This window comes from Polaromonas jejuensis NBRC 106434 (assembly GCF_001598235.1).
Classification (GTDB): Bacteria; Pseudomonadota; Gammaproteobacteria; order Burkholderiales; family Burkholderiaceae_C; genus Polaromonas; species Polaromonas jejuensis.
The window spans coordinates 39,588-62,194 of record NZ_BCYO01000011.1 but is presented as its reverse complement, the minus strand read 5'-3'; the positions used below and the strand labels follow the sequence as shown (position 1 = coordinate 62,194).

The following is a 22,607-nucleotide window of genomic DNA, read 5'->3' as shown; positions in this document are numbered from 1 at the left end:
TTGCGGCGCCGTGTTGCTTGGTCACGGCCCGTGATCTCTGGTGTGCGGGTCGCCATGAATCATCGCCGGCTGATGCCGCTGCACGCTTGACGCCCCGGGTGAACTTGCGCGGTCGATGGCGCGCGGCATCTGCTGGCGCGCAAGTAGCCGCAACGGGGCTTGACCCCTTGCGGAGGTTCGGCGGAAGGGATTGAACCGCGTGCGCTCAGCGCAGTTCGCCGCGCCGGCTGTCCAGCGGCGCAATAAAGGAGTTGTGCTGCTGCCAACCGCCCGAGCAAAAATCGCTGTCGGGCAGCAGGCTTTCCGGACCGGAGTGTGAACTGGGGCCGTTGACGGACGAGCCGAAATCGCTGTGGCGGTTGTGGCGCTGGCGGTCAATGACGGCGCGCAGCTTCTGGCGCGCCGCGGTAATGATGGCTTCGTCCTTGTCGTTGCTATTTGGCATGGGCGCCACCTCCCCCAGAAACTCGGTACGGATTTCAGCCAGCGTCGGCAGGTTGTTGGATTTGATGACCCAGTAAGCAATGCCGCACTGTGACAGCAGGTTCAGCTTGAGTTTCCGGTTGCTCCTGGTAATGCCGTTGCGTCCGGGCACATCCACGCAGCCGACCACATGGCCGTCGGGCGCACATACCGTGAAGGTGCAATACACGCCGCTCAGCAAGCGGTACCAGTGTGCGCCGTTTTCCTTGGTGCGCGGCAGGGTAAAGCGTGTCACCGGGACCTTGATCATGATGTGATGGTCGAAGAACACCCGGTTCAGCCAGCGCCAGACCTTGCATTCCTCGGTGTTGGCCATCATGCGTGGGTCGATCGGCCAATGCTTGGGAAGGCGCTTGCGCGCCCTGGCGATGCGGCGCGACCACCACAGGCTCACGAGAATGCCTGCAAGCAGGCCGGCAATGGCTGCCAGCACTGTCAATGTCCACTCTGGCGTCTGATTCATGACTGCCCCCCCTTGGTTGCCGTTACCCAATGTAACTAGTGCGAACCAAAATTCCTAGGGACTTAATTCACAAAAACACGACTTTTAGCGACTTTTGAATACCAAAGTACCAAATTCGGCGTCTTCACGGCCGCTGTCGCCTGCCAAGTGCCAGTTTGGCCTGTTTGGCAGGGTTTTGAGGCTGTAGCCCTCGTGCATCAAGCGGAGTCAGCTATTGAATTCATAGCGAATGACGAGGGTATGTGAGAGGCCTGGAACACGGCCGCCTCCTCACCACGGGGAATCCAGCCGCACGGCCGGCCGCCACATCGGCTTTTTCGCTCCCCGGGGCCGACGCGGCCAGACCGCGCGGTTCACTGGACGGGCGAGGCGCTCTCAGGCGGGCATCCGGCGGCCGGGCTTGCCGGGCGACAATAAGCGCATGGCAAAAACACATATGCAATTGCAGGAAATACTTTTTTCCCAGGGCTTTGGCACGCGGCGCGTCTGTGCCGGCCTGGTTCAACAGGGTTTTGTGACGGTAGCCGGCGTCCCCTGTGCGGAACCAGCTACGGAATTTGTAGCGGATGGCCTGCACTTCACCGTCCAGGGCGTGGCCTGGGAGTACCACGAAAAAGCCTATCTGATGCTGCACAAGCCCGCCGGCTATGAGTGCTCGCAAAAACCCAGTACCTACCCCAGCATTTACACCTTGTTGCCAGCGCCGATTCGCCAGCGCGGCGGTGGCGCCGCCGCGGGCGTGCAGGCGGTGGGACGGCTGGACCAGGACACGACAGGCTTGCTGCTGCTGTCGGACGACGGCAAGTTCATTCACCGCATGAGTTCGCCCAAACACCATGTGCCCAAGGTGTACGAGGTGACGGCCAAGCACCCGATGGATGACAGGCAGATCCAGAAGCTGCTGGCCGGCGTGGTGCTGGACGATGATCCCAAGCCGGTGCGGGCCGCCGCCTGCGCACAAACCGGCGAGCTGCAGCTGAGCCTGACCCTGACCGAGGGCAAGTACCACCAGGTCAAACGCATGATTGCCGCCGTGGGCAACCGGGTCGAGGGGCTGCACCGCTCGTGCATCGGTTCGCTGGCGCTGCCGGCTGACTTGAAACCGGGCGAGTGGCGCTGGTTGACGGCGCAGGATCTGGCCAGCATTTCAGCCCTGCCGTGACGTCAGCGTGAACCCAGCCGGGAAAGACCTGAGCCGGCCGGCGCGTGGACGGGTTACGCTGCTTTATTTTTGAAACACGCCAAAAACAAGGAGGATGTCATGAACAAACGCCGCCAATTTCTGGGCGCCACCGCGCTGGGTACGCTGGCTATGCCATCGCTGGTGCTGGCCCAGACTGCGCCCAAGGCGTCCCGCAGCCCCACCCTGCTCACGGTCAGCGGGCGCATCGGCGCCGGCAACCGCGGGCCGCTCGATCCGGTGCTGGACCAGATGATGGCCAAGCAGAAAATCAAGTTCGACAAGGCGCAGGCCTTCGATTTTGCCGCCATCACGGCGCTGCCGGCCGTCACAATCCGGCCGACGCTGGAGTACGACGGCAAGCCGCACACCCTCAAAGGGCCCTTGCTGGTGGATGTGATCAAGGCCTGCGGCGTGAAGGCCACCGACAAGACGACGCTGTTCCTGCGCGCCGTGGATGGTTACGCGGCACAGGTGTCTGTCGCTGATGCCCACAAATACCGTTTCATCGTGGCCACCCACCTCGATGGCCAGCCCATGGCCTTGGGCGGGCTGGGCCCGCTCTGGGCGGTTTACGAGGCCGACCGCTTCCCCGACATGGCGGCCAAGCCCTTGCCGGCCCGCTTTGAAAGCTGCCCCTGGGCGACCTACCACATCGAAGTGAAAGAGGGCTAAGCCGCCGGGTCCCGGGCTGGCAGCCGGAAATTCAGGAGAAATCGGCCTTTAGCCCAAACAGGACGGTCGGGTGCAGCTACAAAATCAGTAGCGATCAGGCGGCGGTGTGCAGAAAACCGGTGATCGCTTCAACGGTTTTTTCGGGCTGGTCGCGCTGCGGCGAGTGCCCGCAAGCGGCCAGCCGGAGCTGCTGCGCGTGCGGCGCCGCCAGGGCGATCTCGTCGAGCTGCAGCAGGCTGCCGTACTCGTCGTCCAGGCCCTGGATCAGCAGCAGCGGCGCCAGAATGCGCGCGCAGTCGGGCCGGATGTCAAAGCCGCGAAACGCCGGCGACAGCCAGACCTCGTTCCATTGCCAGAAAGCGCCATCCACATCGGCGTGGTACCTGGCCAGGCGATCCCGCAGATCGCCGGACTCAAACGCCAGCTTCGCCTGGGCAATCGACTGGACCGAGATGTCTTCCACCAGCACATGGGGCGCCATGGCGATGCAGGCCGCCACGGGAAAGCGGCTGGCATGGAGCAGGGCGATCGTGGCGCCGTCGGAATGGCCCAGCAGCACCGGCCTTTCAATCTGTAGTGCCTGCAGCAGGGCCGGCAGCACCTCCCAGGCTTCGCGGTGCATGTAGTCGGGCCGCAGGCGGCCGCTGCGCCGGCCATCGTGCTCTACAGGTTCGCCGCGCACGTTAGGCACGGGATCGGACTGCCCGTAGCCCTGCCTTGAATACACCACGCCGGCGCGGCCGGTGGCCGTGCAGACGGCTTGCGGCCAGTCCAGGCCGCGCTGCGTCCACAGGCTGACCGATCCCAGGCCTTCATGCAGAAAAACAAGGGGCGCCAGGTGGGCGGACCCGGCCAACTGGCGAACCTCGAGTGCGCAGCCTTCGATGTCGATCAAACTCATTGCAATATCGTAAGGGATGTAAACGAATCCGGCCGTTTGGCCTTGTTTGGCGACGTTCCGGCCCTTGCCGGCCAGTACACTAGCGGTCTGATCCCGAAAGATTTTTTGTGAATGTTACTGCCCGTTTTTTAGCCGCCTGGCTGAGTGTTTTCGCCGGCGTATTGCCCGGCGTGCTGTGTTTCCCGGTGATGGCGCAGACGGCTGCGGCAGGGCCCGCGCCTTCTGCCGCGGCCTACCCCGTGTTTGTGCTCAATTCGCTGGGCGACAGCGTCAGCGTGATCAATCCCGTCAACTGGACCGAGATCAAGCGCATCGACACCGGCAAGCAGCCGCACCACCTGTACCTCACTCCGGATGAAAAATCGCTGATTGTGGCCAATGCCCTGTCCGATTCGCTGACCTTCATCGATCCCAAAACCGCCGAGGTGCAGCGCACCGTGCGCGGCATCATGGACCCCTACCAGCTGCGCTTTTCGCCCGACATGAAGTGGTTTGTGACGGCCGCCAACCGTCTCAACCACATCGACATCTACCGCTGGGACGGCAAGGACATCACGCTGGTCAAGCGCGTGGCCACGGGCAAAACCCCCAGCCACCTGTGGATTGACAGCAAAAGCACCACGATTTACTCCACCATGCAGGACAGCGACGAGCTGATTGCGGTGGATCTGGCCAGCCAGACCATCAAGTGGCGCACCCCCACCGGATCGGTTCCTGCCGATGTGTTCGGCACGCCGGATGACAAGTTCATTCTGGTCGGCCTGACCGGTGGCGATGCGGTCGAGGTCTATGACGTGAGCGGCAAGGCGCCGCAGCGCACCAAGGTCATCAAGACGGCGGCCGGCGCCCATGCCTTCCGTTCCTGGGGCGACAAGCGGCATGTGCTGGTCAGCAACCGCGTGGCCAACAGCATCAGCAAGATTGACCTGCAGACGCTGGAGGTGGTGGACAACTACCCGGCGCCCGGCGGGCCGGATTGCATCGATGTGAGCCGCGACGGCAAGCAGATTCTGGTGACCTCGCGCTGGGCCAAAAAGCTCACCGTGATCGACGTCGCCAGCCGCAAGATCGCGCACCAGGTCAACGTTGGCAGGAGTCCCCATGGGGTCTGGACGCTGGATCACGCGCCGAGGTAGTTGGCCCCCACGCCGGTTTTTGGGGTCAGAGCCCAAATTCGCCAAGCCTCTGGCTTGCCCGAAGGGTGCGGTGCTTCGCACCGCTGCGAAATTGGTGTCTGACCCCAATAACCAGCTGCCCCCCGAGGGGGCCGCTGCGCCTGCGGCCCGGCTGAGCCGGTTCCGCGGCCCCTGCTTGACTGTAGGTTCGCTACGGCCGCTCCTTGCTATTGTTTTAGTAGCTGCTTATGCGCATCCTGCATGGGCTACAGGCCAGAATGATGCGAAAAAAGCGACGCAAAATTCCGCACAAAGCGCGGTGCAGCCCGTTGCAGCCGCCTGCAAGCCGGTCTACCTGACCCTGGACACCGGCCACATGGCGGTGGCCCCGCTGATCGCGGAGGTGCTGAAAAAACACCAGGTCAGGGTGACCTTTTTTGCCGCCAACGAGCGCACCCAGACCGGCGACGGCAGCCTGGGCACGTACTGGGCCGGGTGGTGGAAGGCGCGCGCCGCCGAAGGCCACGAGTTTGCCTCGCACACCTGGGACCACAGCTACTGGCGCGCCGACGTTCCCGGCGCGCCGCCGCAGTTCCGTATTCGCCCTTCGGCCGGGCCCTCGGAAGGCAAGGAATTCACCTGGACAGCCAGGCAGTACTGTGAAGAGATCGGCAAATCCAGCGCCCGGCTGGAAGAAATCACCGGCAAAAAGCCACTGCCGCTGTTTCGCGCGCCGGGCGGCAAAACCTCGCCGCAGTTGCTGGCGGCCGCCAGGTCCTGTGGTTACGAGCATGTGGGCTGGTCACCGGCCGGCTTTTTGGGCGACGAATTGCCCAGTGACAAATACCCCAACGACATGCTGCTGAAAAAGGCCTTGCGTGACATCCAGCCCGGCGACATCTTGCTGGCGCACCTGGGCATCTGGTCGCGCAAGGACGCCTGGGCGCCGGCCGTGCTGGAGCCGCTGATCAGCGGCCTGCAGTCGCGCGGCTTTTGCTTCCAGACCCTGCGCGAACACCCCCAGTACCAGGCCTGGATTGAAGCGCACACCAGCCGTGTGCCGGCACAGCCTGCAAAATAGGACTTATGGACGGATTCACTCATATTTACGCGATGGTGCAGCAGTGGTTGTTTGAAACCGCCGTGCAGCCGGCGATGTTTGCGCTCGGCATGGGCAGCCTGCTGGAAGACGCTTACGAGGCCACGGCCTGGTTCATGGCGGGCGTGATCCAGATCATCATCCTGCTGGCCGTCATCGGCCCGCTGCAGCGCTGGCGCCCGGTGGAAGCGGTGAAGGACCGCGCCACCATCCGCACCGATGTGCTTTACACCCTGATTCACCGGCTGGGCCTGTTCCGCATCGCGCTGTTTTTCACGCTGGACCCCTGGTTTGACGAGGCCTTTGGCGCGCTGCGCACCGCCGGCTACGGCACTTTTCACCTCGACCAGATCTGGCCCGGCGTGACCGACAACGCGCTGGTCAGCTTTGCGATCTACCTGGTGGTTTTTGACTTCGTGGCCTACTGGACGCACCGCGGCCAGCACCAGCTGCAGTGGTGGTGGCGCCTGCATTCGCTGCACCACGCCCAGCGGCAAATGACGATGTGGAGCGACAACCGCAACCACCTGCTCGATGACATCCTGCTGGACTCCATCGTCGTGCTGGTGGCGCAGTTCATCGGCGTGGCGCCCGGCCAGTTCGTTGCCATCGTGGCCTTCACCCAGCTCAGCGAAAGCTTTCAGCACGCCAACGTGCGGCTGTGGTTTGGCTCCATCGGGGAGCGCCTGTGGGTCAGCCCGCGCTTTCACCGGCTGCATCACAGCATCGGGATTGGGCACGAGAGCCACGGCCCCAAAACCCTGGGTGGGCATAACTTTGGGATTTTGCTGCCCTGGTGGGACATGCTGTTCGGGACGGCCAATTTTGAACAGCGCTATGACCCCACCGGCGTGCGTGACCAGGTCGAGCCGGATGCCGACGGGCGGGTGCGCAACTACGGAGACGGATTCTGGATGCAGCAGTGGCTGGGCGTGAAGCGGCTGGCGGGCAGGCGCTGACCGTCCGGTGGCGTGGACACCGCCCCGGCGCACCGACAGCAGACAAGGAACAGTCCCGTCGCCTCATGCCTTGCCCGGCGGCTCCATCCACAGGATGTATTGGGCGATCTGCTGCGGGTTCATCAGCGCCGGGCAGGCGCCCCAGCGGTCGAGTGCCTCGTTTCCATAGCGCAGCATGCCGGTGTGCTGGGTCTTGTCGGCGTCCACCACCGGGTCCAGGTCGACGTAGCCCAGCTTGCGGCGCAGCAGTTCGATGTCTGCGGGCTTGCCGGTGAGCAGCCAGAATCCCGGCTTGATGCCGAACGCCTGCGCGTAACGCTGAAGCATTTTCGGGGTGTCCAGTTCGGGCTGCAGCGTGATCGAGTAGATGAAGATCTCGCGGCCCACGCTTTCGCCCAGGAGTTTCTGGACCTGCACCAGGTTGTGGGTCTGCAGTGGACACAGTCCGTCGGTGCAGAGCGCCACCATGAAGCTCAGCACGACGATTTTGCCGTGGATGAGATCGTCATAGAAGCGCACCGGCTGGTTGTCGTGGGTGCGCAGCGTCACATTGGGAAAGAAGTCGGCGCGCGGCCCGCGGGCGGCAGCAGCGGCGAACGGTTTCGGTGTGGCCGCGCTGAGCCCGCCCACTGCGCCCGAAACCAGACTCCAGGTCAGCGCTGTTCGCCTGTCCATCATTCAACTCCTTTCATCGCCGTGCGCCAATGCGACGCGCCGGTTTAGTCGATGTCGAAGCGGGTCATCATCGCGTGGTCCTCGTGCAGGACGTTGTGGCAGTGCGCCACATAGCGGCCCGTGAAGTCGCGAAACTGGATGAAAAACCTGACTTCGGCGTTCGGGTCGAGGCGGACCATGTCCTTGCGGCCGCTCTCGATCGGGATCGGCGGCCGGCCGTTGTACGAGAGGATGCGGCCCTCCTCGAAGTGGATGTGATTCGGGTGTGACCAGCCGCCGCCCCCGTTCTTCATGGTCCAGACCTCTGGCACACCTTGCTGCACCGTGAACGCCGGCTGACAGACATTGAAGATCTGGCCGTTGATGGTCCACATGCCCCTGTCGCGATTCAGTACCACCGTACGTTGCGGCAGCCGGTCGGGAAACCTGGGCAGAGGCGGCAGCGGCCGCAAGGTCTCGGGAACCTGGCTTGGATCGCTGGCCGCACGGTCCACGATGAGCTTGAGGATCCTGTCCCCGGGATTGAGCAGTTTGTCGGTCGGGCCACGCCCGTCAAGCTGTTGGAGCCGGTTCACCAGATAGAACGCATCACCCATCTTGCCCCCGGATCGCTTCAGCACTTCATCGAAATCCACGATGATGTCCATGCGCTCGGCGACGGCGAGCTTGACACTCGTGACGGTGACGGGCGCCGGCAGCAGGTTGCCGTCGTTGGCGATGACGGTGAACGGCAGTTCCTTCCCGTTGCTGTCGGTAAGGAACAGCTGGTAGAAGCGCGACGGTCCCGTGTTCAGCACGCGCAAGCGGTACTTGCGGCGCGCCACCCGGAAGAAGGGCTGGATCTTGCCATTGACCGTGAACTTGTCTCCGAGAATGCCGCCGAAGTTGAACATGTCGAAGAACAGTTGGCCATCCTGGTCGAACGCCTTGTCGGCAAGAACCACCGGCACGTCATACAGCTGCCGCGGGTTGCGGTAGTCTCCGGCAGGCAGGCGCAGCGGCGCGAGCTGCCTGCCGTCGGGCAGACGCAAGCCGGGACCCGTGTCGTTTTCGTCGCCCGAATCGAGCGCATCGAACAACAGGTACATGCCGGCCAGCCCCTTGTAGGTGTTCTGCGCGGTGAAGTCCATACGGTGGTCGTGGTACCACAGCGTGCCCAGGGCTTGGCGCGGATCGCCTCCGGTTTCCGGAAACTGGTCGTAACCGGCATAGATATTGGGGTAGTGGTGGTCGTACCACAAAGCGTTGGGCGTGGCCTTGGACGGCCCGCAGCCGTCGGGCAGCGTGCTGAAGATGGGGAAAAAATCGCCCGGGAAGCCGTCGCTCTCGGACGGTGTGTGCCCATTGTGCAGATGGGTGCTCGTTGAAGGCATGCCGAAACCCCTGTGGTCCTGCGGCAGGTCATTGTGAATGCGTACCAAAATCGGCTTGCCATAGCGCGCCAGGAACAACGGCCCCGGGAAGACGCCATCGAAGCCCCAGATCTTGTTCAATGGCAAGTCCCGATGGAAGCTCCAGTCCGCCTCGCGCTCGTGCAGCTCGTAAAAGCGTTGAGGGGGGAACTCATTGAAGCGCTGGTGCGTGCGAGTGCGGCCTTCGACCGGTTCATTCGGAAAACGCTGCGGGTGGCCTCCCAGTTCGTTGTTCGGTTCGATCGTGGGCGGCCTGTCCGTCGGCGTGAGTTGCGCACGATCGATCGGCTCCTTGACCCTGGGGATGGGCATTTCCTCGACGAAGGGCTGAGTGAATGGACTGGCAAGCTGGCCGCCGCCATCGGCGCGCGCACTGAGTCCCTTCGCGGCGATCAGCATGCCGCCGGCGGTCAACAACCCCAGCTGCAACAGTTCGTGCCTGGTGAGCTTTGCCTCGAGAATTGCGCGCCGCAAACGGGTCGCGGCTTCGACTTGTTTGTTTGTGGCCATGGCTATGCTCCTGGGTGTCATTGGGCGCGCGCCATAAACCGATGGCGGCTGCGATTTGTTTGCCCCGCTGGCTCACATTACTCCATGCGGCCGGAATGCCAGCCCTACTTTTTTCAAGGGAAGCCCCCTAAAAAAGACACCGCTGGGTCTGCACGTCAATTTGACAAAACCATCGTGAGCTCAGTGGCCGTTTCAAGCGTGAGTACAAGCCGCTTGACAGCCGGGTGATCGGGTTATGCTTGTCGCATGAATCTGCTCCTCGACTCCTTCTGGCGGGCGGCGATGTACTGCCTGCATCCCCGCGTCATCGCCCTGTCCGTCCTGCCCCTCATCATCATGGCGGCGCTTTCGCTGGGCCTGGGTTATTTTTTCTGGGAAGACGCGCTGGCCATGGTGCGCAGCAATCTGGAAAGCTACGAACTGGTGGGCGCCATGGTGCACTGGCTGGAAGGGCTGGGGCTGAGCAGCCTGCGCCTGGTGCTGGCGCCTGCGCTGCTGCTGTTTCTGGCGATTCCGGTGATCGTGATTGCCTCGCTGCTGTTTGTCGCAGTGTTCATGACGCCGGCCATGGTGGCCCTGGTGGCCGAGCGGCGCTTTGCGGGGCTGGAGCGCAAAAAAGGCGGCTCGCTGCTGACCAGCCTGTTCTGGTCGCTCGGCTCGACCGCGCTGGCCATTGTTGCGCTGCTGGTGTCGATTCCGCTGTGGCTGGTGCCGCCGCTGATTCTGGTCCTGCCGCCCCTGATCTGGGGCTGGCTCACCTACCGTGTCATGTCCTATGACGCGCTGGTGGAACATGCGAGCGCTGAGGAGCGGCGCCGGATTTTCAAGGAGAACCGCGTGCCGCTGCTGATCATTGGCGTGCTCAGCGGTTACCTGGGTGCGGCCCCCAGCCTGATCTGGGCGTCGGGCGCCATGTTTGTGGCCATGGCGCCGATTCTTGTGCCGGTGGCGATCTGGATCTACACCCTGGTGTTTGCCTTTTCCTCGCTTTGGTTTACCCATTACACGCTGGCCGCGCTGGAGCAGCTGCGCAAGGAAAATGGCGGCCTTGTGTCCGATCCGCTTGCGCAGGATGCTATAAATTCAATAGCGAATGAGCCGGCGCCGCGTTTCGGTTCGCTGGACGGCAAGCCCGATCCGCGGCCCTAGTCCACCAAGCTATCAGGACTGACCTTATGAGCACACATTTTGGCCTCATCATCATCGGCGACGAAATCCTCTCGGGCAAACGTGCCGACAAGCACCTGCCAAAGGCCATTGAACTGCTGGGCGCGCGCGGCCTGTCGCTGGCCTATGCCGACTATGTGGGCGACGATCCGGCCCGCATCACCGCCACCTTGGCGCGGGCCTTTGCGGCGGCGCGTGAATCGGGCGATGTGGTGTTTTCCTGCGGCGGCATAGGCGCCACGCCGGATGACCATACGCGCCAGTGCGCGGCCCAGGCGCTGGGGCTTGAACTGGTGCTGCACCCCGAGGCCGAGGCGCTGATCCATGAGCGCATGCAGGATGTGGCCAAGGAGCAGGGCATGCCTTACGAGCCCGACCGCCATGACAACATCCATCGCCTGAACATGGGCGTGTTTCCGCTGGGCGCCGCCATCATTCCCAACCCCTACAACAAGATTCCCGGCTTTAGCTGCTACGCCGGGGCTGGCGCGGTGCATTTCGTGCCGGGTTTTCCGGTCATGGCCTGGCCCATGATGGCGTGGGTACTCGACAAGCACTACGCCCATTTGCACCAAAAGCTGGCCTACGCCGAAAAGTCGGTGATCATTTTTGGTTCCATGGAGGCCATGCTGACACCGCTGATGCTCGAAATTGAGGCGGCCCATTCGGGTGTCAAGGTGTTCAGCCTGCCGAGCGTGGACCACCCTGAATTTGGCCGTCACATCGAGCTGGGCGTGAAAGGCGCACCAGAAGCCGTCAACCAGGCCTATCCGGCCTTGCTGGCGGGGCTGCGCCGATTCGATCTCAAATTTGGCCCTGAATTGGTGCGATAACTCATTGCACCTGAATGGTGCATATATGGATTTGCACTATCATGGGGCGTTCTGCGGCCGGCTCTTTTCAATGTTTGCATGAAAGCACGAAATGGCGTCCGGATCGCGACACAATAGCGGCACAATCGAGGGTTGGGTCGCAAACTGACGGGCCTTGGGCTTTGGCACAAAAAGTGCATTCAGCAGACCTGCAAACAATTTCTCATTCAACCAACCATCCAGCAACAGGAGATTCTGATGGCTAAGACCGTCGCAGACGTCATGAAAATGGTCAAGGAAAACGAAGTCAAGTTTGTTGACTTCCGTTTTACCGACACCCGGGGCAAGGAGCAGCACGTGACCGTGCCTGTGTCCCACTTTGACGAAGACAAGTTCACTTCGGGCCACGCGTTTGACGGCTCATCGATTGCGGGCTGGAAGGGCATTGAAGCTTCCGACATGCAGCTGATGCCTGATCCCAACACCGCCAACATCGATCCTTTCTATGAAGAAACGACGCTGTTCCTGAGCTGCGACGTGGTGGAGCCCAGCGATGGCAAAGCCTATGACCGCGATCCACGCTCCGTCGCCAAGCGCGCTGAAGCCTACCTCAAGGCTTCCGGTCTGGGCGACACCGCCTACTTCGGCCCCGAGCCTGAATTCTTCATCTTTGACGACGTGCGCTGGAACACCGACATGTCGGGCACCTTTTTCAAGATCGAAGAGTACGAAGCCCCCTGGAATTCGGGCGCCAAGCTCGATGGCGGCAACCGCGGCCACCGTCCCACCGTCAAGGGCGGCTACTTCCCCGTGCCTCCGGTTGACAGCATGCAGGACATGCGCGCCGAAATGGCCCTGATCCTCGAATCACTGGGCATTCCCGTTGAAGTGTTCCACCACGAGGTGGCCGGTGCGGGCCAGAACGAGATCGGCACCAAGTTCAGCACGCTGGTGGAACGCGCCGACTGGACGCAGGTCCTGAAGTACGTGGTGCAGAACGTGGCCCATGCCTACGGCAAGACCGCCACCTTCATGCCCAAGCCCGTCGTGGGCGACAACGGCTCCGGCATGCACGTGCACCAGTCCATCTGGAAAGACGGCAAGAACCTGTTCGCCGGTGACGGCTATGCCGGCCTGTCCGATTTCGCCCTCTACTATGTCGGCGGCATCATCAAGCATGCGCGTGCCCTGAACGCCATCACCAACCCCGGCACCAACAGCTACAAGCGCCTGGTTCCTGGCTACGAAGCACCGGTCAAGCTGGCTTACTCGGCCAAAAACCGCTCGGCTTCCATCCGCATTCCTTATGTAGCCAACCCCAAGGGCCGCCGCATTGAAGCGCGTTTCCCCGATCCCCTGATGAACCCTTACCTCGGCTTCGCGGCCCTGATGATGGCCGGTCTGGACGGCGTGGAAAACAAGATCCATCCGGGCGAAGCCGCCACCAAGGACCTGTACCATCTGCCACCCGAGGAAGATGCCAAAGTGCCAACCGTCTGCCACAGCCTGGACCAGGCCCTGGAAGCCCTCGACGTGGGCCGCGGCTTCCTGACCAAGGGTGGCGTGTTCTCCGACAGCATGCTGGACGCTTACATTGAGCTGAAGATGGGCGAAGTGACGCGCTTGCGCCAGGCCACGCACCCCATCGAGTTCGACATGTACTACTCCCTGTAACCAGCGCGTAGTTCCAGGGTGTAACCCGCGGCTGCTTACTGTTGTTTACAGTTAGTGGTCAAAAAAGGACGGCATTTGCCGTCTTTTTTTATGGGCATGCGGCTGATGGGTTTTGGCTTTGTATATTTGAGGCTTTGCCGCATACTGATAGACCACTTTGATAGATCACTTCGCTCTTGCAGTTTCCCCAGATTCCCTATGAAAAACACCTTATTGCTGCCCCTTGTGTCCCTGCTGCTGGCCGGTGCCGCGGGGTCGGCCGGGGCGCAGCAGGTTTACCGCTGCGTCTCGGCCAACGGCGGTGCGCCCGAGTACATCAACAACGCCAAGGATGCCCAGAATCGCAACTGCAAGCTGCTGTCGGGCGGCAATGTCACCGTGATGCAGGGCACGGTCGTGCCCAAGGCACCTGCTCGCACGGCAACCCCGCCTTCCGGTGGCGCGCGCGCTGATGGCCCCGAACAGCGCGCCCGCGACAGCGACTCGCGCGCCATTCTGGAGGCCGAGCTGAAGAAGGCAGAAGCCAGGCTGGCCGAGCAGCAAAAAGAGTACAACAACGGCGAGCCCGAAAAGCAGGGCATCGAAGGGCGCAACTACCAGCGCTACCTGGACCGCGTGGCGGAACTCAAGGACAGCATTGCGCGCAGCCAGAGCGATATTGCCGGCCTCAAACGCGAGATTTCCCGCCTGCCGGCCCAAAACTAGGCATAAGCCAGGCATAAGCGTCACTGCTTCTGAGCCAAAATGGATGGCTTGAACAAGCCAAAACCCCCCCTCGTTTCAGCCGCTTCCACGGTTTCGGGCTCGCCCCGCTTTCAATCGTTTGACCTTCTGGCCACGCTGGTGGCGGTGGTCAGCACCGATGGCTGCGTGGTGTTCGCCAATGCGGCGCTGGAAGATGCGCTGGGCACCTCCAGGCGCACCATCGAAGGCTCGCAGTTTCCGGAGTTTTTTACCGAGCCGCTGATTCTGCAAAATGCGCTCGAGGGCGCGAACAGCAACGAATTTGCCGCCCTGCGCTATGACGCCTGGCTCAAGCGCATCAACCACGAACCCCTGCCGGTGCATGTGGTGGTGGCCCAAACCGATACGCCGGGCGAGGTGATTGTGGAAATGCTGCCGCTGGAGCAGCAGGCCAAGCAGGAGCGCGAAGAGCGCCTGATCGACCAGGCCCAGGCCAACAAGGAGTTGATCCGCAATCTGGCGCACGAAATCAAGAACCCGCTGGGCGGCATTCGCGGCGCGGCGCAGCTGCTGCAGATGGAAATCGACAAGGACCTCACCGAGTACACGCAGGTCATCATCCACGAGGCCGACCGCCTGCAGACCCTGGTGGACCGCCTGCTGGCGCCGCACCGCCGGCCGCACCTGGTGGGCGATGTGAATATCCACGAAGTCTGCGAGCGCGTACGCTCGCTGATACTCGCCGAGTTTCCCAAAGGCTTGCGCGTGAGACGCGACTACGACATCTCGATTCCCGATTTCCGCGGCGATCGTGAGCAGCTGATCCAGGCGGTGCTGAACATCGCCCACAACGCGGCACAGGCGCTGGCCGAGCGCGTGGCGGCCGGCGATGCGCAGATCACTTTCCGCACGCGAATTGCCCGACAGGTTACTTTTGGCAAGCAGCGCTATCGCCTGGCACTGGAATTGCATGTTATTGACAATGGACCGGGTGTGCCGGACTCCATCAAAGACCGCATCTTCTCTCCGCTGATCTCGGGGCGTGACGGTGGTTCGGGGCTGGGGCTGACATTGGCGCAAACTTTTGTCCAGCAACACCACGGTTTGATTGAGTGCGACAGCGTGCCGGGCCGTACAGATTTCAAGCTGCTGATACCGCTGCCTTGAAGTGTGTTCTCTTCATGAATTGATCAATAACGCCATCAGTGCGAACGGCACTGAACGCAAGAAAGGGACCGCACAACATGAAACCGATCTGGATCGTTGACGATGACCAATCCATCCGGTTTGTACTGGAAAAGGCCCTGCTGCGCGAGGATCTTCCGACGCGCAGCTTCACCAACCCCCGCGAAGTGCTCGCGGCGCTTGAAACCGCCACTGAAGAAGACGGGCCGCAAATCCTCGTGAGCGACATCCGCATGCCAGGCGGCTCGGGCCTGGACCTGCTGGAGAAGGTCAAGGAGAAACTGCCCGGCCTGCCGGTCATCATCATGACGGCGTTCTCGGACCTGGACAGTGCCGTGGCCGCCTTTCAGGGCGGTGCCTTTGAATACCTGCCCAAACCGTTTGACCTGCCTAAGGCGGTGGAGCTGATCCGCCGCGCGGTCGAAGAAAGCCAGCGCGAGGAAGTGGCCGAAGAGCGCATGGCGGCGGCCCCGGAAATGCTGGGCCAGGCGCCCGCCATGCAGGACGTCTTCCGCGCGATTGGCCGGCTGAGCCAGAGCATGGTGACGGTGATGATCACCGGTGAATCGGGCTCCGGCAAGGAACTGGTGGCGCGCGCGCTGCACAAGCATTCGCCACGCGCCAACGGGCCCTTTGTGGCCATCAACACGGCGGCCATCCCCAAGGACCTGCTGGAGAGCGAGCTGTTCGGCCACGAGCGCGGCGCCTTCACCGGCGCGCAGAGCATGCGGCGTGGGCGCTTTGAGCAGGCCGAGGGCGGCACGCTGTTTCTCGATGAAATCGGCGACATGCCGTTTGACCTGCAGACCCGCCTGCTGCGTGTGCTCAGCGACGGGCATTTTTACCGCGTCGGCGGCCACAACGCCGTCAAGGCCAATGTGCGCGTGATTGCTGCCACCCACCAGGACCTGGAGCAACGCGTCAAGGAAGGCGGTTTCCGCGAAGACCTGTTTCACCGCCTCAACGTGATTCGCCTGCGCCTGCCCGCCCTGCGCGAGCGGCGCGAGGATGTGTTCATGCTGGCCCGGCATTTCCTGCAGCAAAGCGCCAAGCAGCTGGGCGTGGAGCCCAAGCGCATTTCAGACACGGCCCTGCAGCTGCTGAGCAATTTCAGTTTTCCCGGCAATGTGCGCCAGCTCGAGAACATCTGCCACTGGCTCACCGTGATGGCGCCCGCGCAGGTGATTGAGCCCAAAGACCTGCCGCCTGAAGTATTGGATAGCGTGTCGGAGATGTTCAAGGCCGTGGCGCCGCTTGAAAAAATGGAGGCCGCCAAGCCCGAGGCGGGCGGGGCGCTTGAGCCGGTGCCGGCTGCGCCGCTGCCCGAAGCGTTTGCCCCGGTGGCAGCGCTTCCAGTGGGCGCTGCGTCCGGCTGGGAGAGCGGGCTGGAAGCCGAGGCGCTGGCCTTGCTGGCCGCTGGGCGCCACGATATCTGGGACGTGCTGACACGCCGCTTTGAGTCCAGGCTGATCCAGACCGCGCTGACCAACACGCGCGGGCGCCGGATTGAGGCGGCGCAAAAACTCGGGATTGGCCGCAACACCATCACGCGCAAGATTCAGGAATTGAATCTTGAGTGAATCTGGGCTGTAGCTCTTGTACTACGGTCGAAAGAAGCTATTGTTTTTATAGCTAGGTGAACTCGGCGATCACCGGTGCGTGATCGCTAGGTTGCTTGTTCTTGCGCGGAACGCGGTCAATGACGCAGGCCTTGACGAGCGGCTTGAGGGCGTCGCTCACGAGTATATGGTCGATGCGCAGGCCGCGGTTCTTCTGGAAGCCGAGCATGCGGTAGTCCCACCACGAGTAGCTCTTCGCGGGCTGCTCGAACAGCCGGAAGGCGTCAATCAGGCCCAGCCCCAGCAGCGCCTTGAAGTGGTCGCGCTCCTGCGTCGTGTGATGAATGGTTTCGCGCAGGCCCTCGGGATCGTAGGAATCGCGGTCTTCAGGTGCGACGTTGAAGTCGCCCAGCAGCACCAGCCTCGGATGCGCCGCGAGCTCCGCGCGCACCTGCTCGCGCAGCGCGTCCAGCCAGCGCATCTTGTAGGCGAACTTCTCGCTGCCCGGCTCCTGTCCATTGACGAAGTAGCCATTGATCACGCGCAGTTCGCCCTGGGGCGTGTCCAGCGTGGCGGAAATCACGCGCGACTGCTCGTCGGCGAAGCCGGTGATGTTCTTCACCACGTCGCGTGCCGGCGTGCGGCTCAAAATGGCCACGCCGTTGTAGGTTTTCTGGCCAAATACCGCGCTCTGGTAACCCGCCGCTTCCAGCTCTTTGAGGGGGAACTTCTCGTCGCTGAGCTTGAGCTCCTGCAGGCACAGCGCATCGACCGGATTGGCGGCGAGCCAGTCCAGTACCTGCGGCAGCCGCACCGCCAGTGAATTAACGTTCCAGGTGGCAATTTTCATGGTTTCGGGGCTCCAGCCCAGTAAGAACGGGCATAAGTTGCTATCAAATATGTAGCCAAGCCAGGGCGCCCAGCGCCAGGCCCACACCGGCCAGCGCGAACATCCCGTACTCCAGCCACTTCTTGCGTGTCAGCAGTGCAATTGCCGCCAGGGCAATGGAAACCTGCAGCACCGTGGTGGCTTGCGCCCAGCGGTGGTGCTGGTGCATCTGCTCGTCGGAGGACTTGTCCCAGGCTGTGGCCTCGCTTTCCAGCTTTTCGGCAACCACCTTGATCTCGCTCTTTTCCTTGTCGTAGCGATCAACCCTGCCCTGGTAGCCGGCCTTTTTATCTTCGGGCGCCAAGTCGCGGGCAAATTCGGCCAGCGACTGCTTGGTGCTCTTGGCCTGGTAGAAGGCCCACTGGTTGGCCGCTTCGGTCTTTTTGATGGATGCGTTGTTTTTGTACAGGCCGGCATTGGCTTGCGTGGCGCCGCCCATATACGAAAAGATCGCGCCTACGGTGGCGATGATGGCCGTGATGACGGCGATCTGCGCGATCATGCCGCCGCCACCATTCTCGTGAGCGCCATGCCCGCCCTGGGCCGCATGCTCCAGCTCATGGTCGTGTGGCCCGTGTACGTGAAATCCGCCTTCTGACATGTCAATTCCCTTGGTTGGTGTTGTGTTTGCCGTAGGTAATAAAACTGAACTTCAGCCCGTTGCTCGACACATGGTCTTCGCGCGCGGCTTCTGTCCATTCCGGCCCCAGCCGGGGTGCAAAAGCATCGCCTTCAAAGTTCTGGGCAATTTCGGTGACTTCAATGCGGTCGGCCAGGGGCTCGGCCTGGGCGTAGATTTGCGCGCCGCCAATGACCCAGACCTGTTCCGAGGATGCGCACAGTTTCAGCGCCTCGGCCAGGCTGGCGGCGGGCTGCGCACCCGCTTCCTGCCAGTCCGGCTGCCGCGTGATGACCACGTTGGCGCGGCCGGGCAGGGGGCGGAATTTGGCGGGCAGCGAGTCCCAGGTCTTGCGCCCCATGATGACGGGCCAGCCCTGGGTCAGGCGTTTGAAGTGCGCCATGTCCTCCGGCAAATGCCAGGGCAGGCGATTGTTGTTGCCGATCACGCCATTGGCGGCGCGGGCAAAAATCATGTTGATGTTCATGGGCTGCCCTAAATCCATTTACACCGCCACCGGCGCCTTGATGGCCGGGTGGTGCTGGTAGTCCAGGAACTCGAAGTCTTCAAACTGGTAGTCGAAGATGGAATCAGGCTTGCGCTTGATCTTCAGCGTGGGGTAGGGGTAGGGGGTGCGGCTCAGCTGCAGCGCCACCTGTTCCTGGTGGTTGCTGTAGATGTGGCAGTCGCCGCCGGTCCAGATGAAGTCGCCCACGTCCAGGTCGCACTGCTGCGCCACCATGTGGGTGAGCAGGGCGTAGCTGGCGATGTTGAAGGGCACGCCGAGGAAGATGTCGGCACTGCGCTGGTAGAGCTGGCAACTGAGCTTGCCTTTACCGCCAGCCTCAGTGGCAGGCGCCACGTAAAACTGGAAAAAGGCGTGGCAGGGCATCAGCGCCATCCTGGACAGCTCGGCCACGTTCCAGGCGCTCACGATGATGCGGCGCGAATCGGGGTTGGTTTTCAGGGTCTTGATGACTTCGGCAATCTGGTCGATGTGGCCGCCGTCCGGTGTCGGCCAGCTGCGCCACTGCACGCCATAGACCGGGCCCAGGTCGCCGTCTTCGCGCGCCCATTCGTCCCAAATCGTGACGCCACGCTCCTTCAGCCAGTTGTTGTCGCTGGAGCCCTGCAGAAACCACAGCAGCTCGAGCACGATGGATTTGAGGTGGACCTTCTTGGTGGTCACCAGCGGAAAACCTTCGTTCAGGTCGAAGCGCATCTGGTGGCCAAACACGCTTTTGGTCCCTGTGCCGGTGCGGTCGGCCTTGAAGACACCATGCGTGTCCACGTGGCGCATGAAGTCTTCGTACTGGGAGCGAAGCGGGCGGTTAGGGCGTGTTTCGGGAGAGGTGTTCATGGATGGCTAACAGCTTGATGATTTTGGGTGCCTTGTCCCGCTGCAGCAGCAACTTTTCCAGGCCGAGGAAGGCAGATTTTATGCGGACTGGGTTTGGCTGCTGGTCTCCTGCCCTGGACGCTTCGTGGGCGGCTTTGCCAGACCGCGCTTCACCTTCCTGCGGGATGCACTGGTATTGGCTCCCGGTTGTGTGCAATGACTTCCTGGTTCATGAAGAAATCCGGGTCAAGCCCTTATGCATTGGCCGCAAGCTGCTATTAAAAACATAGCGATCCAGGGCCTCATACCGCCAGAGCATCCAGCGGGTTGGCCGCACCTGCTGCCGTCTTGAGCTTCGTCCGCGGTCAATCCATCGACTTTTCAATCGGACGGCCCGGATCCGGCTCGTGCACCACGAGACCTTGCATCGCATCGACCGGTTGCAGCCAGGCACGTTTAGCGAACGCCGACCTGACATCTTGGATACCGGCATTCCAGCGTGACTCTATGCTTGTTCTGCTGAAGTCCATGTCTTTGGAATAGTCCTCACCAGGCAGGCGTGGCACGACCAGATTCACCAAGTGCATGACGGTGCCGCAGCCATAGCGCACCATCTCCTGGATTTCTGGCCGGGCTCGGGCCGCCGCAGGCAGTTCCTTGCCCAGCTCGCGCACGATGTGCCGCAGCCGATGGATTTGTGCCTGCCGCTGCACATGGCTGTCCACCCGGCTCGCATACTGAATGTCTTTTTGTCGAGTCGTCACCTGCGACATCGTGCGCGGCGAATCGCCGTCCGGGTGCCACAACTGCACCGCGAAAACAAGCGAGTTGCGGCGCGGATGGTCGTCAAACACGGCCTCGACCGGGGTGTTGGAGTAGATGCCACCGTCCCAGTACCACTCATCGCCCACCCGCACGGGCGGAAAAGCCGGTGGCAAGGCGCCAGACGCAAGTATGTGGGCCAGCTCAAGGGTTTCATCGCGGCTGTCGAAGTACCGCATTGCGCCGGTACGCACGTTAACCGCGCCCAGGGTCATGCGTGGTGCCCCGGCGTTGAGTCGGTCGGGTTCCACCAGTGACGCCAGCGTCTCGCGCAGAGCCGTTGTCTGGTAGTAGCCGGTGGCGTCTTCATCCAGCGGTAACTGCGGATGAATCCAGGCCTGGTGGTTGGGGGCGAAAAATCCCGGCAGCCCTTGGCTCATCGTCTGGAAATTCGACCATGCCGTGGGCTGGCCTGGCAGTGCTGGCCACAGCGAAGCCAATCCCTTGAGCGCCACCGTTTGCCAAAAGGTGCGCAGGCGCTCCACGCGTTGCCCGGGCCGATTGCCGACGATCAATGATGCGTTGATGGCGCCAATCGAGGTGCCGATCACCCAATCGGGTTCGATACCGGCCTCGTGCAATCCTTCGTAAACACCGGCCTGGTAAGCCCCCAGCGCACCCCCGCCTTGCAACACCAGCACAACCTGGCAATCGTCCGGTAGCGCAGCAGTGGCGCTGACGGAATCCCTGGCGCGAGGCACCGGGACCGATTGCCTGGGTTTTGATTTGGTCATGGTTGATCTTTTTAGCACACAAGGTGGTCATGAAGCACACGGCCGTAGGGGAGCGTAAGGTGGGCGATGAAGTGCAACCCACCGACCATACTGCGCGCCGGCAAATCGGCCACCGGGGCGTTGCCATATGGCACCCAATGCGATCGCGCCGGACCGGACCATGCGCCTTTGACCTGGCTGACCTCGGCGCCAAGCACGCGTTTTTGTGTGCGGGACTGGGCTGGGGCCTCATGCCGCGGCCCATGGTTGAGGAAGATATTGCGCGCGGGGCCTTGGTGAAGATTGAGCTGGAGGCGCATGCAATCAACGACTACTATGAGTCGAGAGGCGCAGCGGCCTAACACTCCGTATACTGACTTTCCCTCAACGGCAAGAAACTGACCACTACCCTACGGCGTCGCGCACATGTTGTGCTGGAGCCCGCCATGCCCGAGCAACTCACCAAGCATCCCGAGGCTACTTTGGAGGTCCTGCGCAGCGCGGGCGCGAAGTGCGCTGAGGGTGCTCCCCAGGACATGCTTACCAGCTGTCCTACCGAGCGCTTCTGCAAACTGCCAGGCGGTGAGATCTGCGTCTTCGGCTTGAGCGATGCATCGAAAATGACACAGATCACGGCTACCGAGTGGAGAGCGCTGTTGCCATCTGCCTTGCCCGAATCACCGTCTACGTCTCAACCGTTCATGAGCGAAGCGCTGCTGAGCGGCGGTTTGGGCCTGCTGGCAGGCGTGGCCATCGGTCTGACCGTCTCGCACTTGCGCCGCCGGCACCCTTGAGGCAGGGATGGATGTCCTGCTAAAAGTGTTGACCGTGGGCGGCGCGGCGTATGCCGCGCTGTTGGCCATCGTGTTCGTGCTGCAGGGGCACCTCATCTATTTCCCCGACGCGGGTCGGGAGATTCTGCATACGCCCCAGGACGCCGGGCTAGCCTATGAGGCGGTGTGGCTGACGACGGAAGACGCGGTCCGGATCGAGGCCTGGTATGTCCCCGCGCCGGCGGCGCGCGGCGTGGTGCTGCTCGCCCACGGCAACGCCGGCAACATCTCCCACCGGCTGGACTACGCCATCATGTTCCACCACCTCGGATACTCGCTGCTGCTGTTCGAATACCGCGGCTACGGCCGCAGCGAAGGCAAGCCGAGCGAGGAGGGCACCTACGCCGATGCCCGCGCCGCCTGGCGCTACCTCGTGGCGCAGCGGGGAGTCCCGCCCGAGCGCATCGTGCTGGTGGGCGAGTCCCTGGGCGGCGCCGTCGTCGCCCGGCTCGCTGCGGCCGAGCGCCCCGGGGCGCTGGTGCTCGCCTCGAGCTTCGTCTCGGTGCCCGAGCTGGCGGCGGAGCTCTACCCCTGGCTGCCGGCGCGGTGGCTGGCGCGCTACCGCTACGACGCGCTGGAGGCCCTCGGGCGCGTTTCGAGCCCGGTGCTCATCGCCCACAGCCGCCAGGACGACATCGTGCCGTTTCGCCACGGCGAGCGGCTGTTTGCCGCCGCCAGGGAGCCGAAAGTGTTTCTGGAGCTGGCCGGCGGCCATAACGACGGCTTTCTGTTCACGCGTGAGGCATGGCGCGAGGCGTTGGGGTGCTTCCTGGCGCAGCACCTCCCGGCGGGCGCCATGAATTCTGTTCCACGGTAAAAAGTTCGGATCCAGCATTTTT

The 22,607-nt window shown here is 62.6% G+C and carries 23 protein-coding genes; 13 read left to right on the top strand and 10 right to left on the bottom strand.

Going from position 1 to position 22,607, the window contains the following annotated elements:
- Positions 1-205: 205 nt before the first annotated feature.
- Entirely contained in the window at positions 206-946 is a 741-nt protein-coding gene (locus tag PJE01S_RS14050; RefSeq protein WP_157090335.1) for a LapA family protein, read from the bottom strand.
- Between the two features lie 436 nt (positions 947-1,382).
- Between PJE01S_RS14050 and PJE01S_RS14045 the strand changes: the two genes are divergently transcribed.
- Complete coding sequence (locus tag PJE01S_RS14045) at positions 1,383-2,108, top strand: pseudouridine synthase (protein WP_068834258.1); 726 nt, start codon at positions 1,383-1,385, stop codon at positions 2,106-2,108.
- A gap of 99 nt (positions 2,109-2,207) precedes the next feature.
- Positions 2,208-2,801 carry a putative pterin-binding protein gene (locus tag PJE01S_RS14040; protein ID WP_068834257.1) on the top strand — a complete coding sequence of 198 codons (594 nt, stop codon included), beginning with the start codon at positions 2,208-2,210 and terminating at the stop codon, positions 2,799-2,801.
- A 94-nt stretch (positions 2,802-2,895) separates the two neighbouring features.
- Here the strand turns inward: PJE01S_RS14040 and PJE01S_RS14035 are convergent, their stop codons facing one another.
- Complete coding sequence (locus PJE01S_RS14035) at positions 2,896-3,702, bottom strand: alpha/beta fold hydrolase (RefSeq protein ID WP_068834256.1); 807 nt, start codon at positions 3,700-3,702, stop codon at positions 2,896-2,898.
- A 107-nt stretch (positions 3,703-3,809) separates the two neighbouring features.
- On the opposite strand from PJE01S_RS14035, the gene PJE01S_RS14030 reads away from it, so the two are divergent.
- The 3 genes from PJE01S_RS14030 to PJE01S_RS14020 all read left to right on the top strand — a co-directional run bounded on the left by PJE01S_RS14030 (position 3,810) and on the right by PJE01S_RS14020 (position 6,875).
- A complete protein-coding gene (locus PJE01S_RS14030) occupies positions 3,810-4,838 on the top strand; it encodes a YVTN family beta-propeller repeat protein (RefSeq protein ID WP_174548545.1) in 1,029 nt (342 codons plus the stop codon).
- Between the two features lie 298 nt (positions 4,839-5,136).
- Complete coding sequence (locus PJE01S_RS14025) at positions 5,137-5,898, top strand: polysaccharide deacetylase family protein (RefSeq protein WP_068834255.1); 762 nt, start codon at positions 5,137-5,139, stop codon at positions 5,896-5,898.
- A gap of 5 nt (positions 5,899-5,903) precedes the next feature.
- Positions 5,904-6,875 (top strand): sterol desaturase family protein, encoded by a 972-nt coding sequence (locus tag PJE01S_RS14020; RefSeq protein ID WP_068834254.1) that lies wholly within the window; start codon positions 5,904-5,906, stop codon positions 6,873-6,875.
- Between the two features lie 63 nt (positions 6,876-6,938).
- On the opposite strand, the gene PJE01S_RS14015 is transcribed toward PJE01S_RS14020, so the two are convergent.
- Together PJE01S_RS14015 and PJE01S_RS14010 are read right to left on the bottom strand one after the other, a co-directional pair.
- A complete protein-coding gene (locus tag PJE01S_RS14015) occupies positions 6,939-7,550 on the bottom strand; it encodes an SCO family protein (protein ID WP_068834253.1) in 612 nt (203 codons plus the stop codon).
- Between the two features lie 44 nt (positions 7,551-7,594).
- Positions 7,595-9,472, bottom strand: coding sequence for a multicopper oxidase family protein (locus tag PJE01S_RS14010; RefSeq protein ID WP_068834252.1), 1,878 nt, complete (start codon positions 9,470-9,472; stop codon positions 7,595-7,597).
- 246 nt (positions 9,473-9,718) lie between these two features.
- Between PJE01S_RS14010 and PJE01S_RS14005 the strand changes: the two genes are divergently transcribed.
- The 6 genes from PJE01S_RS14005 (at position 9,719) to ntrC (ending at position 16,574) form a co-directional block, all read left to right on the top strand.
- Positions 9,719-10,621 (top strand): EI24 domain-containing protein, encoded by a 903-nt coding sequence (locus PJE01S_RS14005; RefSeq protein WP_068834251.1) that lies wholly within the window; start codon positions 9,719-9,721, stop codon positions 10,619-10,621.
- A gap of 26 nt (positions 10,622-10,647) precedes the next feature.
- A complete protein-coding gene (locus tag PJE01S_RS14000; RefSeq protein WP_068834250.1) occupies positions 10,648-11,472 on the top strand; it encodes a competence/damage-inducible protein A in 825 nt (274 codons plus the stop codon).
- A 237-nt stretch (positions 11,473-11,709) separates the two neighbouring features.
- Positions 11,710-13,125: a type I glutamate--ammonia ligase gene (gene glnA / locus PJE01S_RS13995; RefSeq protein WP_068834249.1), complete on the top strand. Its 1,416-nt coding sequence runs from the start codon at positions 11,710-11,712 to the stop codon at positions 13,123-13,125.
- Positions 13,126-13,323: 198 nt separating this feature from the next.
- The gene (locus tag PJE01S_RS13990) at positions 13,324-13,830 is read left to right on the top strand and encodes a hypothetical protein (protein WP_068834248.1); all 507 of its coding nucleotides are present in this window, start codon (positions 13,324-13,326) and stop codon (positions 13,828-13,830) included.
- Between the two features lie 39 nt (positions 13,831-13,869).
- Positions 13,870-14,976: a nitrogen regulation protein NR(II) gene (gene glnL / locus PJE01S_RS13985; RefSeq protein WP_068834247.1), complete on the top strand. Its 1,107-nt coding sequence runs from the start codon at positions 13,870-13,872 to the stop codon at positions 14,974-14,976.
- A gap of 77 nt (positions 14,977-15,053) precedes the next feature.
- Positions 15,054-16,574 (top strand): nitrogen regulation protein NR(I), encoded by a 1,521-nt coding sequence (gene ntrC, locus PJE01S_RS13980; RefSeq protein ID WP_068834246.1) that lies wholly within the window; start codon positions 15,054-15,056, stop codon positions 16,572-16,574.
- 52 nt (positions 16,575-16,626) lie between these two features.
- Here ntrC and xth read toward each other — a convergent pair whose 3' ends face one another.
- From xth to PJE01S_RS26315, 6 genes are all read right to left on the bottom strand, one after another.
- Positions 16,627-17,403 carry an exodeoxyribonuclease III gene (gene xth / locus PJE01S_RS13975; protein ID WP_068834245.1) on the bottom strand — a complete coding sequence of 259 codons (777 nt, stop codon included), beginning with the start codon at positions 17,401-17,403 and terminating at the stop codon, positions 16,627-16,629.
- A gap of 43 nt (positions 17,404-17,446) precedes the next feature.
- Positions 17,447-18,043: a DUF4337 domain-containing protein gene (locus PJE01S_RS13970; protein WP_068834244.1), complete on the bottom strand. Its 597-nt coding sequence runs from the start codon at positions 18,041-18,043 to the stop codon at positions 17,447-17,449.
- A gap of 1 nt (position 18,044) precedes the next feature.
- A complete protein-coding gene (locus PJE01S_RS13965) occupies positions 18,045-18,548 on the bottom strand; it encodes a dihydrofolate reductase (RefSeq protein ID WP_068834243.1) in 504 nt (167 codons plus the stop codon).
- A gap of 18 nt (positions 18,549-18,566) precedes the next feature.
- A complete protein-coding gene (locus tag PJE01S_RS13960) occupies positions 18,567-19,421 on the bottom strand; it encodes a thymidylate synthase (RefSeq protein ID WP_068834242.1) in 855 nt (284 codons plus the stop codon).
- Between the two features lie 344 nt (positions 19,422-19,765).
- Positions 19,766-20,956: a patatin-like phospholipase family protein gene (locus tag PJE01S_RS13950; protein ID WP_068834240.1), complete on the bottom strand. Its 1,191-nt coding sequence runs from the start codon at positions 20,954-20,956 to the stop codon at positions 19,766-19,768.
- An 11-nt stretch (positions 20,957-20,967) separates the two neighbouring features.
- The gene (locus PJE01S_RS26315; protein WP_157090333.1) at positions 20,968-21,255 is read right to left on the bottom strand and encodes an acetoacetate decarboxylase family protein; all 288 of its coding nucleotides are present in this window, start codon (positions 21,253-21,255) and stop codon (positions 20,968-20,970) included.
- 126 nt (positions 21,256-21,381) lie between these two features.
- Here PJE01S_RS26315 and PJE01S_RS13940 point away from each other — a divergent pair, with 126 nt between their 5' ends.
- Together PJE01S_RS13940 and PJE01S_RS13935 are read left to right on the top strand one after the other, a co-directional pair.
- Positions 21,382-21,729: a hypothetical protein gene (locus PJE01S_RS13940; RefSeq protein ID WP_068834238.1), complete on the top strand. Its 348-nt coding sequence runs from the start codon at positions 21,382-21,384 to the stop codon at positions 21,727-21,729.
- A 7-nt stretch (positions 21,730-21,736) separates the two neighbouring features.
- Complete coding sequence (locus PJE01S_RS13935; protein ID WP_068834237.1) at positions 21,737-22,585, top strand: alpha/beta hydrolase; 849 nt, start codon at positions 21,737-21,739, stop codon at positions 22,583-22,585.
- Positions 22,586-22,607 lie beyond the last annotated feature (22 nt).